Origin of the sequence: Chromohalobacter sp. 11-W, from assembly GCF_029889905.1 — a bacterium.
Taxonomy (GTDB): Bacteria; Pseudomonadota; Gammaproteobacteria; order Pseudomonadales; family Halomonadaceae; genus Chromohalobacter.
The window spans coordinates 201810-215811 of the sequence record NZ_JARANZ010000005.1; the positions used below are offsets into that span (position 1 = coordinate 201810).

General features: G+C 62.5%; 13 protein-coding genes. 4 read left to right on the forward strand and 9 right to left on the reverse strand.

The features are described 5' to 3' along the window. Positions 1 to 242 precede the first annotated feature (242 nt). The 7 genes from OP494_RS09105 to OP494_RS09135 all read right to left on the reverse strand — a co-directional run bounded on the left by OP494_RS09105 (position 243) and on the right by OP494_RS09135 (position 8999). On the reverse strand, positions 243 to 1154 hold the full coding sequence (locus OP494_RS09105; protein ID WP_280540417.1) for a 2-dehydro-3-deoxygalactonokinase: 912 nt from the start codon (positions 1152 to 1154) through the stop codon (positions 243 to 245). Then, positions 1151 to 1837 carry a 2-dehydro-3-deoxy-6-phosphogalactonate aldolase gene (locus tag OP494_RS09110; RefSeq protein WP_280540418.1) on the reverse strand — a complete coding sequence of 229 codons (687 nt, stop codon included), beginning with the start codon at positions 1835 to 1837 and terminating at the stop codon, positions 1151 to 1153. The genes OP494_RS09105 and OP494_RS09110 overlap by 4 nt, the downstream gene beginning before the upstream one ends. A gap of 10 nt (positions 1838 to 1847) precedes the next feature. Continuing rightward, the gene (dgoD, locus tag OP494_RS09115) at positions 1848 to 2996 is read right to left on the reverse strand and encodes a galactonate dehydratase (RefSeq protein WP_280540419.1); all 1149 of its coding nucleotides are present in this window, start codon (positions 2994 to 2996) and stop codon (positions 1848 to 1850) included. Between the two features lie 36 nt (positions 2997 to 3032). Next, positions 3033 to 3815 carry an FCD domain-containing protein gene (locus OP494_RS09120; protein WP_280540420.1) on the reverse strand — a complete coding sequence of 261 codons (783 nt, stop codon included), beginning with the start codon at positions 3813 to 3815 and terminating at the stop codon, positions 3033 to 3035. Positions 3816 to 4091: 276 nt separating this feature from the next. Next, entirely contained in the window at positions 4092 to 5354 is a 1263-nt protein-coding gene (gene glyA, locus OP494_RS09125) for a serine hydroxymethyltransferase (protein ID WP_280540421.1), read from the reverse strand. Between the two features lie 400 nt (positions 5355 to 5754). Next, positions 5755 to 8283: an FtsX-like permease family protein gene (locus tag OP494_RS09130; protein WP_280540422.1), complete on the reverse strand. Its 2529-nt coding sequence runs from the start codon at positions 8281 to 8283 to the stop codon at positions 5755 to 5757. Next, positions 8280 to 8999, reverse strand: a complete 720-nt coding sequence (locus OP494_RS09135; RefSeq protein ID WP_280540423.1) for an ABC transporter ATP-binding protein — start codon at positions 8997 to 8999, stop codon at positions 8280 to 8282. Before OP494_RS09135 ends, OP494_RS09130 begins: the two co-directional genes overlap by 4 nt. Positions 9000 to 9045: 46 nt before the next feature. On the opposite strand from OP494_RS09135, the gene OP494_RS09140 reads away from it, so the two are divergent. Continuing rightward, positions 9046 to 9657, forward strand: a complete 612-nt coding sequence (locus OP494_RS09140; protein WP_280540512.1) for an arylesterase — start codon at positions 9046 to 9048, stop codon at positions 9655 to 9657. A 6-nt stretch (positions 9658 to 9663) separates the two neighbouring features. Here OP494_RS09140 and OP494_RS09145 read toward each other — a convergent pair whose 3' ends face one another. Continuing rightward, positions 9664 to 10551: a DMT family transporter gene (locus OP494_RS09145; RefSeq protein WP_280540424.1), complete on the reverse strand. Its 888-nt coding sequence runs from the start codon at positions 10549 to 10551 to the stop codon at positions 9664 to 9666. Positions 10552 to 10724: 173 nt separating this feature from the next. On the opposite strand from OP494_RS09145, the gene OP494_RS09150 reads away from it, so the two are divergent. After that, entirely contained in the window at positions 10725 to 11699 is a 975-nt protein-coding gene (locus tag OP494_RS09150; protein ID WP_280540425.1) for a zinc transporter ZntB, read from the forward strand. Positions 11700 to 11703: 4 nt separating this feature from the next. Here OP494_RS09150 and OP494_RS09155 read toward each other — a convergent pair whose 3' ends face one another. Further along, positions 11704 to 11973 carry a SelT/SelW/SelH family protein gene (locus OP494_RS09155; RefSeq protein ID WP_280540426.1) on the reverse strand — a complete coding sequence of 90 codons (270 nt, stop codon included), beginning with the start codon at positions 11971 to 11973 and terminating at the stop codon, positions 11704 to 11706. 133 nt (positions 11974 to 12106) lie between these two features. On the opposite strand from OP494_RS09155, the gene OP494_RS09160 reads away from it, so the two are divergent. Together OP494_RS09160 and OP494_RS09165 are read left to right on the forward strand one after the other, a co-directional pair. Next, on the forward strand, positions 12107 to 13423 hold the full coding sequence (locus OP494_RS09160) for an MFS transporter (RefSeq protein ID WP_280540427.1): 1317 nt from the start codon (positions 12107 to 12109) through the stop codon (positions 13421 to 13423). 71 nt (positions 13424 to 13494) lie between these two features. Beyond that, the gene (locus tag OP494_RS09165; protein ID WP_280540428.1) at positions 13495 to 13929 is read left to right on the forward strand and encodes a PAS domain-containing protein; all 435 of its coding nucleotides are present in this window, start codon (positions 13495 to 13497) and stop codon (positions 13927 to 13929) included. Positions 13930 to 14002 lie beyond the last annotated feature (73 nt).

Sequence of the window (14002 nt, forward strand, 5' to 3'; positions counted from 1 at the left end):
CCGCCTCACATGTCCTGGAACGCGCCACACGATCTCAATGCGATCATGAAAGGTGTTCTTCAGATGAAGGTAGCACGGATCGTGCCACTCTCTGACAAGCAACCCTTCGAGCCCGGTTACCAAGGACTCATGCACGCGCCGCCACGGTGCATGGCCTTCCTCCGGGTACAAAAATGCCCCGTCACAGCGCATCTAGTGCACCACAACGGGGCATATCAAGCCTCGGCCTTGGGCAGAACGCGTTACTGGGCGTGATGATGCTCGGCAATCGCCGCCAACCCGGCAAGCGTCGCCGCATCGCTATCCAGCGGCGTGACCTCGAGACCAGCCGTTTCCAGCGCCAGCGTATAAGGACGCCGTAACGCCTCGGCACCAACCAGCAGCAAGCGTTCGAGGCCGGGACGTGCGACGCGCATGGCACGCACTTCCTCACCGATCAACACCCCGGAGATGAAGCTGCCTACCTGCTCGGCATCCAGACCGCGGTAGAGATGCCGGCTGCGGGCCTCGAACAGGGCATGCAACACGCCGTCCTCACTCTGGGCACACGCCAGTCCCTGGCGAAATGCACCTTCATCGAACGGCGCGTCATCACGGGCGGGCTCGCCCGGCAGGGTGTGGAAGCGCACCGCATGATAAAGCTCACCGGTCATCAGCGTGGTGAAGGTCGTCATTCGCTCATCGCGTAGTCGCGCCCACTTGCTGTGGGTGCCGGGCAGGCAGCAGTCGGCGTCGGAGACTCTGGCCAGCGCCAGGGCACCCAATGCCTGAACCTCTTCACCGCGCATGACGTCACAGTGCGTCTCATCGACTTGCTTCACACCCGGCACGATCCAGGCGTTTTCCAACCCCGGCGCGGCCACGACATGTGCGGCGAGATCACGCCCCGAGACGGGCAAATCGAGCTGCGGTGCCTCACTCCAGCCGCGCTTGGAACCGACCATGCCCGCCAGATAGACGGGCACCCGGCCGCCTTCCCGCCAGTCGCCGACTTGAGCCTGGCAGTAATGCGGAAACTCGGCGGTTTCCAGCGCCTTGAGACCTGCCTCGCTACGCCGCGTATCGAGGCAGGCACCGCTTTGTCGATCGACCAGAAACGCCCGGAAATTGCTGGTGCCCCAGTCGATGACAATCAGTCGCTGATCGGCGCTCATTGATCGCCCTCGTGCTCGAACAGTTCGGTCATGGTGTAGAGTTCCTCGAGCCGCCGCCATTCGGCGACAAGCTCGCGTGCCACCTCGCCCACCTCGGCGGCGCTGCGCCCGGGACGGTAAAGATTGCTCCCAAAACCGAAACCGCGAATGCCCACGCCATGCCAATCCGACATGTTGCTCTTGTCGATGCCACCTACCGCGAATACCGGTAGCTCAGGCGGCAGGATCGCGCTGATATCCTTGAAGTAACCGGTTCCCAGGCGCCCAGCCGGGAACAACTTGAGCGCCGTGGCCCCGGCACGCGCCGCGCTCAACGCCTCACTCGGCGTCATGCAGCCGACCAGCGGCGCCAGGCCCTGCTCGACACCGGCACGAATCACCTCGGGGTCGCTGTTGGGAGTAACCATCAACGGTGCGTCAAGACGCGCCAGCTCAGCCGTATCAGCGGCCTCCAGCACCGTGCCGGCGCCCACCAGCACATGCTCGGGGCAACGTGCCGCAACGCGTTCGATGCTCTTCCACGGCAAGGGTGAGTTGAGCGGGATCTCGATCAGACGAAACCCCGCCTCGACCAACTCGTCGAAGACCTTATCGATCTCTTCGGGGCGAATACCACGCAGAATCGCCACCAGCGGCAATTCCCTGAGTGCCGCGTCGAGCGCGGCCCGTTGCGTCTCGTTCATAAAGCCTCCTTTACCACTCCGCTATCGACCCATCCTCGTGCGTCCACACAGGGTTGCGCCAACGATGCCCCACCTTGGCGCGCTCCTCGACGAATTGCTCGTCGATCTCGACTCCCAGGCCGGGCCCTTCGGGAATCGCGCAGAAGCCATCGGTAATGGCCAGCGCGGATTTGTCGACCAGGTAATCCAGTACATCGTTATCACGATTGTAGTGGATGCCCATGCTCTGCTCCTGGATGAACGCATTGTGGTTCACCGCATCCACATGCAGCGAAGCAGCCAGCGTCAACGGCCCCAGCGGGCAATGCGGCGCCAGCGCGACATCGTGACACGACGCCAGCGAGGCAATCTTCATGCCCTCACTGATGCCGCCGCAGTGCGAGAGATCGGGCTGGATGATATCCACCATGCCTTCGGCCAGCAGGTCGCGGAACTGATAGCGGGTATGTAAGCGCTCGCCGGTCGCAATGGGATAACCCAGGCCGCCAGCAATGTGCTTGAGACTGGGCAGATGCTCAGGCAGTACCGGCTCCTCGACGAACATCGGGTGGTAGGGCTCCAATTCGCGCATCAGCACCTTGGCCATGGGACGATGCACGCGACCGTGAAAGTCGATGGCGATGCCCACGTCCGGCCCTACCACCTCGCGCGCTTCGGCGACCCGCGCCACAGCCTCGTCGATCTTGCGGTGCGAATCGACGATCTGCATTTCCGGCGTGCCATTCATCTTGAATGCCGTGAACCCCTTGTCGACCAAGGCCTTGGCGCCAGCCCCCACATCGCTGGGACGATCACCACCGGTCCAGGCATACATGCGCATCTTGTCGCGCACCTTGCCGCCCAGTAGCTGATAGACGGGCACGCCGAGATCGCGACCCTTGAGGTCCCACAGCGCCTGGTCGATCCCGGCGATGGCACTCATCAGGATCGGGCCACCGCGATAGAAACCCGCGCGGTACATCGTGTCCCAAAGGTATTCGATACGGTGTGGGTCCTGGCCGACCAGATAGTCGGCGAGTTCGTGCACCGCCGCCTCGACGGTAGCCGCGCGCCCTTCCACGACCGGCTCGCCCCAGCCATAGCACCCTTCATCGGTCTCGATCTTGAGGAACAGCCAACGCGGCGGTACTTGCCAGGTCTTGAGCTGGGTAATCTTCACGAGAGGTCTCCTTGTCGATGCAAAATGATGACTCGCTCAGCGCTCGTCAGAAGTGGCGCCGCCAAGCGGGGATAATGAAGGTAAGTCCGCCGGGATTTCGGCGATACCCAGATCCTGTCCGGTACGCTCGAGAACCGCCAAGGCACAGGCTTGCGCCCGCGCCGGCTGACGCAAGCGAATCGCCTCCATCACCTTGCGGTGGCGTTCCATGCTATCGGCGAGCTCATCGGCGCTCTGGTTGGAGCGCTGGACCAGCACCGTAATCGTGGGCCGCAGCACATGACTGAGCTGCGTCCACACCACATTGTGCGTCGCAGCGAAAATCGCCTCATGGAAGGCCACGTCATAATCATCGTGCGAGCGCCCTTCCCAGCAATGATCGGGCGTATCGAGGCTGCGCATCATGCCCTCGTAGGCCTGCTCGATTGCCAGCAGATCGGTCGCCGTGGCAGCGGTGGCCGCCAGATACGCCACGAACGGCTCGACAGCCACACGGAACGCATAGATTTCACGTTGGAAGCGCGGATTGGGCTCGGCATAGCGCGCCATCCACTCGGTCACTCGCGGATCGAGCATGTGCCACTGGGTTAGCTCACGCACCCGAGTGCCCTGACCTGAGATCCGCACCAAAAGCCCTGCCGATACCAAGTTCTGCAAGACGCTACGCACCGTGCTTCGGCTGACGCCATACGTCTCGCAAAGATCCAGCTCGCGGGGGATCAAGTCACCGGGTGCATAACGGCCACTGAAAATCGCCTCGGCCAACGACTCGGCGATATCGGGTCGGGCCGTGGTACCTGAAAGTGAAGAGGGGCGCATAAACGGCTCCGCCTGCCTTGTTGGACAAATTTACCTCTATGTCCGACATAGCTTCCAGCATTTTCGGCCGTATTGCTCTTAGACCTTAGTGCTAACGGGGAATAGCGACATGCACACCGAGAGGCAGAGTCCCGTATGGCGAGGAAACAGGCTCGCTTTCATCAGTAAAAGAATACCACTTACCCGTGGCGAGAAAAGAAAATCCCCCGCTTCGCAGCATCACGAAAAGCGGGGGATCTCATCAGGACTCGCCCTCCGTCAGGAGGCCATCACGGTTTAACGATACACCGGCAACCGCGCGCAGATGGCCTCGACCTTGGCCTTGACGTCGGCTTCCGCTTGCGCGGTATCGCCCTTTTGCATGGCATCGAGAATATCGCAGATCCAGCCAGCGAGGTCGGCGCATTCACTCTCACCGAAGCCACGGGTGGTCACGGCCGGCGTGCCGATGCGCAGCCCTGAGGTGACGAACGGGCTCTGCGGGTCGCCCGGCACGGCGTTCTTGTTGACGGTGATGTGGGCGCGGCCCAGGGCGGCATCGGCATCCTTGCCGGTCAGGCCCTGCTTGACCAGCGAGAGCAGGAAGAGGTGGTCCTCGGTGCCGCCGGATACGACGTCATAGTCGCGCTCGATGAACACGCTGGCCATGGCCTTGGCGTTGATCACTACCTGCTGCTGGTAGGCCTTGAAGTCGGGCTCCATGGCTTCCTTGAAGCAGATCGCCTTGGCGGCGATGACATGCATCAAAGGGCCGCCCTGGCTACCGGGGAAGACGGCGGACTGGAATTTCTTCTCGATCTCGGCGTCGTTTTCGGCGGAGAGAATCAAGCCGCCACGCGGTCCACGCAGGGTCTTGTGCGTGGTGGTCGTGACCACATGCGCATGAGGCAAGGGGCTGGGATAGACACCCGCCGCGACCAAACCCGCGATATGCGCCATGTCGACGAGCAGGTAAGCCCCCACCTCGTCGGCGATTTCACGGAACTTGGCCCAGTCGATGATCTGTGAATAGGCGGAAAAGCCGGCAATGATCATCTTCGGCTGGTGCTCACGCGCCAGACTGGCGACCTGGTCGTAATCGATCAGGCCGTTGTCATCGAGGCCGTACTGCACGGCGTTGTAATGCTTGCCGGAGAAGTTCGGCTTGGCACCGTGGGTCAGGTGACCACCCGCGTCGAGACTCATGCCCAGCACGGTATCGCCGGGCTTGACCAACGCCTGAAACACCGCGCCGTTGGCCTGGGAGCCGGAATGCGGCTGAACGTTAGCGTAGGTCGCGTCGAATAATTCCTTGGCGTAGTCGATGGCCATCTGCTCGACGACATCGACGTGCTCGCAACCGCCGTAATAACGCTTGCCGGGGTAACCTTCCGCGTACTTGTTGGTCAGTTGCGTACCCTGCGCCTGCATGACGCGCGGGCTAGCATAGTTCTCGGAGGCGATCAGCTCGATGTGCGCTTCCTGACGGCCCACCTCCTGCTGCATGGCGTCCCACAGGGCATCATCGAAACCGGCAATCTGCATGTCACGGGTGAACATCGGCGAGAGTCCTCGAATCACGGAAGGTCTGCGCGGCGGGCGCCGCACGGGGTCAACGAAGGGCCATGATAGCGCAGCGCGCGATGCCTTTCATATGAAAGGCAGTCATCCGTCGCTGCATGATTTCTCATGGTCGCTTTAGGATCGCTCAAGCACGTGCGCGATGACCAAAACCGCACGTGGCGATGAGCGAACTCATCTTCTGCGCCTCGCCTTTGAACGCTACAGTGGCGCTGCTCGTCGGCAGTTCGTCGCCGAGTGGAAGGAATGCATGGGGCATGGATGCCCGCTTACCGACAATGCCCTGCAAGTTTGGTCCTCCCCGCCGAACGATCAAGCGATCCTCAGCGGGGCTTCTTGCGTGTCGCGTGTATCAACGCCCCCAACTTATACGCTGGGTTCAGGTTTCCCCCAACAGCCGCAGACTTTCCATGGGCGCTTGACGACGTACCTGACGGGTCAACAGATGGCCGATGCCTCCGATGAGCAGCCCACCGCCCAAGGGCATCACGACCCACAGTGGCCAATGTAAACGCGGCGGTAGATCGAACCACATCAGGTAGACACCCAGCGCCGCCGCTTCCGCCAGCAATGCGCCCAGCAGGCCGCTGGCAATCCCCAGCAGTGCGAATTCAGCACCTTGAACCTGAGCGATCATCCGATCGCCGGCGCCGAACACACGCAGCAGAGCGCTTTCGTGCGCGCGCATCGGGCGGCTCGCGGTGAGCGCGGCATAGAGCACGCTGATTCCCGCCAACAACACGAATACCAGTACCAGTTCGATGGCTCGCGTCACTTGCCCCAGCAACTCGCGGACTTGCTCGAGAATCGCGTCGACATTGAGCAGCGAGACGCCGGGATAGCGTGATACCAGCTTACCGATGACCGTCTGGCGCTCATCCTCCAGGTGGAACGCCGTGATATAGCTATGGCTGAAGCGCTCAAGCGTCCCCGGGGGAAAGATGACGAAGAAGTTGGGTCGGAAGCTTTCCCAGTCGAGACTGCGCAGGCTGGTGACGCGTCCCTCGACCGTTTCACCGCCGATGTCGAACCGCAGCACCTCACCAAGCGTCACGCCCAGGCGCTTGGCCAGCTCCTGTTCCATGGAGATCGGCACCGGGCGGCCGTTTTCGGCAGGCGCCTCCGCATCGAACCATTCGCCGGCGACGATGCGGTTGCCCTCGGGCAGTGTCTCGCGCCACGTTAGATTGAGCTCACGGCGCAGCACATTGGCGTCACGTTGATCGGCCGGTACGGCGTCCTCTGCGGCGTCGCCATCGATGGCGACCAGCCGCCCACGTACGATGGGATACAGGGCACTACGCGTATCGCTGGCCCCCTCGACGATCTGTCGAAAGCCTTCGCGCTCGGCCGGCTGGATATTGATGGCAAAGTAGTTGGGCGTATCCTCGGGCAACTGCGATTCCCAGGCGGTCACCAGATCGCCGCGCACCAGGGCGATGATCGCCATGGCGGCGAAGGTGACCGAAAAGGCCAGCAACTGCCCCAAGCTGGCATATCGGCGGCGGGCCAATTGTCGTGCGCCGAGACGCCAAGCGTGCCGCGCGCCGTGGCGGCGCTCGCCGGCGACGCCTCGCACTAGCCGCAGCAGCCCCGAGAGCAGCCCGTGGCCCAATAACCACAGGGCCGCCAACGCCAGTTCGCCGCCGATCAAAAGCCCCAGCGAGAGCGTGAAATCGCCCGAATACAACCACAGCAAAGCACCGAAAACGCCACTGGCGATGACGACCACGGCCCAACCGGCCATGGGCACGGGATCGAGTTCGCGGCGCAGCACCTTGAGCGCGCTCACCCGCTTGAGACGCAACAAGGTGGGGCCGGCGAAGCCGATTAGAACCGCCAGTGCGGTCAGCACTCCCATCAGTAATGGCAACGGCCCCGGCGGCGGCAGTTCGAGGGGTAGAAAATTCGTCAGAATCACCAGCAAGCCTGCCTGCCCCAGCAAGCCCAACAGCGCCCCCACCACCGCAGCCGCCAATGCCAGCCAGGCGAGCTGCAAAGCAAACAATGTCACCAGTTGTCGCTGAGAGGCGCCGAAACAGCGCAACAACGCCGCAGTATCCAAATGGCGATCGACATAGCGGCGCGTGGCCATGGCCACCGCCACCCCCGCCAGCAATACTGCAGCCAGTCCCGATAGGCTCAAGTAGCGCTGGGCGCGATCCAGCGCACCGCCTAGCCGAGGACGATCCTCGCGCACGTCGCGCACCTCGACACCATTGTCGCGCAGTCTCTCCAGACGCGACTGCACGCGCGCCACGGCTTCGGGCGGCCCCTGGGCCAGCAGTTCGTATTCGAGCCGCGAGCCGGGCTGCACCAGGTCGGTCGCCGCCAGGTCATCGCGGTGCATCATCACGCGTGGATTGAAGGCCGAGAATCCCGCGCTCTGATCCGGCTCGCGCTCGATCAGGCCGCTTACAGTGAGCGTGCTGTCGCCTATCGCGAGCGAGTCACCGATATCGAGTTCCATCAACCGCGCCAGACGCGGCGCCACCCACACGCTGCCAGGCGCGGGGCCGTGAGCCAGCATTTCGAGGCCTTCGCCACGATCGACGCGCACTTGCCCATACAACGGATAAGCGGCGTCGACGACCTTGAGACTGGCCGGTTGAAAGGCATCGTCGCGACTGACCATCGAAATCAGGTCGACCTGCTGCGAGAGCGTCAGCCCAGCACCGCGCAGCGTCTGACGAAGTTCCTCGGAGAAAGGGTCGCTCTGCTCGAGCACCAAATCGCCGCCCATCAACTGCCCGGCCTGTCGGGTCAGCCCCCGGTCGAGACGATCCAGGAAGAAACCGATCATCGTCGAGGCCGCCACCGCCAGCGCCAGCGCCACGAACAGCGCCCGCACATCGGCGGCGCGAAGATCACGCCACAATCCCTTGAGCGACAGCGAGAGCGCCTTCACGAGGCCACCTCGTCGTGACTCATGGCCTGCAGGCGCCCCTCTTCAAGGCGCAGACAACGCCCACAGCGTCGCGCCAGAGCATGATCGTGCGTGACCAATATCAAGGTCGTGCCCATTTCCTGATTGAGTTCGAACAGCAAGTCGATGATATGCGCCCCCGTGGCTCGGTCGAGATTGCCGGTGGGCTCGTCGGCGAAGACCAGCCTGGGATGGCTGACGAAGGCACGCGCTACCGCCACGCGTTGCTGCTCACCGCCGGAGAGTTGCTTGGGCAGGTGGCCAAGCCGCTCGCCGAGTCCGACCCTCGTCAACCAGGTTCGCGCGCGTTGCTCGTCGTCGCCCGAGGGCGAAAGCTCCTGGGGCAGCAGGACGTTTTCCAGCGCCGTCAGAGTCGGCAGGAGTTGAAAGTTCTGAAACACGAATCCCACTTGCCCGGCACGCAGCCGCGCCCGGCCGTCCTCGTCCAGAGTGTTCAGCGATTCACCGAATAACTGGATATCGCCTTCACTGGGCGTATCCAGCCCCGCCAGCAAACCTAGCAGGGTCGACTTGCCCGATCCGGAGCTACCCAAGATGGCCACGCTTTCGCCGCCATGGACGTCCAACGCCAAGTCGTCGAGAATTGTCAGTACACGCTCACCGCTGCGCACGCGCTGCGCGACGTGACTTGCGTGTAAAATGGGAGTTTTAGCTTCACTCAAGGAGTCGTCGGACATGCGTGAGAATTCCTCTTCCTGGATACGCGGAGGCATGCGCGTCCTGATGGTCGCCGTGTTGTGCTTCGCTGCGGGACATGCCGTGAATGCTCGCGCCGCTACCCTGCTAGTGGTCGGCGATAGCCTGAGCGCGGCCCACGGCATCGAGCGCGACGCAGGCTGGGTCAACTTGCTTCGACAACGCCTGGGCAGTCAGCACCAGGTCATCAATGCCAGCATCAGTGGCGACACCACCTCGAGCGGCGCGGCACGCCTGCCGGAACTGCTCGAGCGCCACGCACCGGACATCGTGCTGCTAGAACTGGGCGGTAACGACGGCCTGCGCGGGCTTTCACCGCAGCAGATGAAGCTCAATTTGCGTGACATGATCGAAAAAAGCCAGGCAGCCGACGCGCGCGTCCTACTGCTGGGCATCGAAATACCGCCGAATTACGGCGCCTCTTACACCGATGCCTTTCGCGGCGTCTTCCGGCAGCTCAGTGAAGAATACGCCATCCCCCTGGTGCCCTTCATTCTCGACGGTATCGCCCTACAAGATGCCATGATGCAGGACGACGGCATTCACCCCACCGCCGAAGCGCAGCCCACTATCCTCGACAATGTGTGGCAAGGCCTCGCGCCTATGCTGGAAAAAGCCTCGACAACGACGAATGATTAGAGCCCTTCACACTTCTCGCGGTGCTGGCGTTTTCTGCAACTGTTGCAGCGCCAGCCCGGCGAGAATCAGCACCAACCCCACCAGTGTGGAAGTCAGGATCGGTTCGCCAACCACCCAATACAGCAGCAACAGCGAGATGGGCGGCGACAGGAAGATCAGATTGGCAACCTTGGCGGTGCGCGAGACCTGGTGGACCGCCAGTTGCCAGAAGACGAACGCAAAGCCCATTTCGAACAAGCCGACATAGATGCCCGCGCCCAGCGACGGCCAACCATGCCACTCAAAGCCCGGGCCCAGCCACACGATTGCCGTCAATACGGGGATGCCGACACTGAAGTTCTGCCATTGGGCAACCAGCGGCGCACGCGCATCGCGGGCATTGAACAGCCAATAGAACGCCCAGATCAACGTTGATACCAGCGCCAGCGCGACACCCAGGCCATCGGCGAACGCCACCTGCCACACATGGCCGCGTGTGGCGATCGTCCACACGCCGGCATAGGCAACGAGACCCGCGACGATATCCATCGGCGTCAGGCGCTGCTTGAGCAGCGGCACGGCCAGCAAGGCCATGGTCAGCGCCCATGTATAGTTGAGCGCCATCGCCTCCTGTCCCGGTAAGCGGTCGTAGGCGGCGAACAACACCAGATAATAGGCCACGGGATTCATCATGCCCGCCCAGAGTGCGGTACGCCAGCCGCGAGTGAGCGCCTCGTGGGCGCGTCCCTGAGCGATGACCAGCCCCCCGATCAATGCCCAGGAGACCAGCGCCGCCAGCCACATCAGCTCGACGGGACGCATTGTTTCCAAAGCCAGCTTGAAAGCCGTCGCCACGGTCGACCATAACCCTACCGCGACCAGGCCAAATGCGATTGCTCGACGATCCCCTGTCATGCGCCTCCCAGTGAATGCGTATCTCTCGGTACGTGATAACGCCCAGCCTAATGCGTTCGCATGGCCAAAGCGACGTCCTCCACCTGCTCCACCTGGTTGATTTTACGCATATCAGCGATGACTATTTCACTTATGCTGACCGTGCAGTGCTAATCGTCGACAAGGAGATCCCGATGAGTGACATGGACACCGCACTGGTGGCCGCCTACCGGTTGAACGGTCAAGGTGGCGGTGAATTATTGAGCGTGAGCGAGTTGCAGGCCGCCTGGGCCAGCGATGAGGCCCCTGTATGGATGCATCTCGACTTTCGCCACGACGATATTGCGAGCTATCTCAACGATTTGGCCGAGCTCGACGAGACAGTGGTCGAGGCGTTGCTCGAGGAAGACACGCGTCCGCGCGTGGCAAAGTTCGGGCGCGGCATCGTCACCACGCTGCGTGGCGTCAACCACAACCCCGGCGCCGCCATGGACGACATGATTTCGCTGCGTGTGTGGATGACGCCCAAGCGCATGATCACGCTGCGCCGCCGTCCGCTGAAGGCAGCCAGCGATGTCCGTGAACGCCTGGATGCCGGCGAAGGCGCACTATCGGTGCCCGATCTTCTCGCCTGGCTGGTCGAGGCGCTGGTGGATCAGGTCGGTGACTATTCCCACCAACTCGATAACGCCCTCGGCGAGCTCGAGGAATTGCAACTCGCCAAGGGTGATGTCGACGCCGATGATCTCACCCGGCTGCGCCGCCCCTTCATCACCCTGCGTCGCTTCATGGGACCGCAACGCGACTGTCTTTCGCAGCTTGCCCAAAGCCCTCAGTGGATCGATGAGACGACCCAGGTCGCATTACGCGAGAATGCCAACCAGCTCTCGCGCTACGTCGAGGATTTCAGTGCCATGCAAGAACGTGCGCTGATCCTTCAGGAGCAGATCTGGAGCGAGCACAACGAGCAACTCAACCAGCGCATGTACATGCTGGCCATCATCACCACCGTTTTCCTGCCCTTGAGCTTTTTGACCGGACTCTTGGGCATCAACGTAGGCGGCATCCCCGGGGCCGACAGCCCTTACGGTTTCGCCATCTTCATCACGCTCACCCTGGTGATGGGGCTAGGCGTGATGTGGCTACTCAAGCGCAAGCATTGGTGGTAACGCTTTAGCGATCGGTATGTCCCAAATCTCGATCGGGATCGAGTCGGTCGCGCACCTGCTGCTTGAGCCATTTTATATCGGGGAAGCCGCCGTCGCGCTTGCGCTCCCAGATCACGTCGTCATCGTAGACGATTTCGAAATGGCCACCGTGGCTGGGCGCCAGCGCAACCTGTTCGAGGTCTTCACCGAAGGTCTGCAGCAGTTCCTGGGCATACCATCCGGCCCGTAACAACCAGTGACATTGCGTGCAATAATGGATGCGAATGCGGGACATGGCGAACGCGCCTCCGTCGGTGGATAGGGCGGCCATGATGCGGTGACCGCGTCCCTCGAACAAGTCACACAGTCGCGACCAGCCAGTCAGCAAGGGCTTAACCTAGTAAGAGCACAACGTAAGGACAAAACGCATGAGTGATCGCGCCTCCTCCCTGACGCGGCTCTACGAGCGCTTGACCGGCGACGAAGACAGCCGGCTATGCAAGGATATTCCCGACGCCGCCTGCCATGAACAGCCCGGCAACTTCCTGCGCCATTTACTGGCCTCGCTGGGCAACAAGCTCGCCGATGAGCTTTCCAGCGCCCGCCTGGTATTGCCGTGGCTGCTGGGCGCCCTCGGCGCGCCGGTGTGGATGGTCGGCTTTCTGGTCCCGATCCGCGAGGCCGGCGCCCTGCTGCCGCAAGTGTTCGTTGCCGGTTACATTCGCCTCAAGGCAATTCGCAAGGGCGTGTGGGTCACCGGCGGTATCGTACAAGCGCTCGCAGCGCTGGTGATGGCTATCATGGCGCTGTTCGGCCAGGGCGCCTGGGGCGGCGCCATCGTTCTTGCGGCCTTGGTGATGCTGTCGCTCGGCCGCGGGCTCTCGTCGATTGCCACCAAGGACGTGCTGGGCAAGACGATTTCCAAGCAACGCCGAGGCACGCTCATGGGATGGAGCGGTAGCGTCGCAGGCGCCATCACACTGGCCGTGGGCGCTGTGCTGATGCTGTTCGGCGACCGCCCGGGGCAGATTGCGCTGGCGATCCTGCTGCTCATCGCCACGCTCGGCTGGGCGCTTAATGCTCTCTGGGCATCACGCATCAAGGAAGAGCCCGGCGCCACCGAAGGCGGCATGAATGTCTGGAGCAGCCTCGGTGAAGGCCTGCGCCTGCTGCGTACCGACCGACACTTCCTGCACTTCAACATGGCGCGGGCACTGCTGCTTTCCAGCGCGCTGGCGCTGCCTTATATCGCCCTGCTGGGACAACAACAAAGCGGCTCCAACCTCGGTGGTCTGGGTATCATGATCCTGGTCTCGGGCCTGGCGGGTATGCTGGCCAGCCCTATATGGGGCAAGCTTGCAGACCGCTCCAGCCGTAAGGTAATGCGCGACAGCGCCGCGATTGCCGCGTTGTGCTGCGCGGCAGCGGCATTGATCGCCTGGCTGCCCGGCGCCTGGAGCGACAGCGTGTGGCCTTATGCGTTGGTGTACGCGCTGCTCGTCATCGCCCATGCCGGCGTGCGCCTGGGGCGCAAGGCCTACGTGATCGACATGGCAGGCAGCGACAAGCGTGCCTTGTATGTCGCGCTCTCCAATACTTTCACCGGGATCCTCATGTTGCTAGTGGGCGGGCTGCTGGGCGCCATCGCGCACTTCACCGGCAGCGCTGGGCTATTGCTGGTCCTGGCACTGTGCGCCCTTGGTGCAACAGCCTCCAGCCAACGCCTGCCGGAGGTCGAGATGTAATACGTCGCGTTGAAATCCACCCCCGGCATGGCCATGATGAGTGCATGACAGTCCCAAGGAACGCAGAGACGATGAAACGACCTCCCATGATCAGCCCGGCGCTACTTGAGCGTATTGTCAACGCGTCAGACGATGGCATCGTGGTGGCCGAACAGGAAGGCGACGAAACCATCCTGATCTATGCCAACCAAGGCTTCGAACGACTCACCGGCTACAGTGTCGACGAGATCCTCTATCGCGACTGCCGCTTCCTCCAGAACGGCGACCACGATCAGCCCCAGTTGGATAACATTCGTCAGGCGATCCGCGAGGGACGGCCCTGCCGGGAGGTCTTGCGCAACTATCGCAAGGACGGCTCGATGTTCTGGAACGAACTTTCGATCACGCCTGTCTACGACGATGAAGACCAACTGACCTACTTCGTCGGCGTGCAGAAGGATGTCACCGAGCGTGTCGAAGCGATGCAGGAGCTCGAGCGTCTGCGTGCCGAGCGCGGGCAAGCCTGAGAGAAAGTTTCAAGCGACGGGACGCGCGGCGAGGAGACGTGATTTCATCGCGCTAGCCTTTACGCCACGCCCC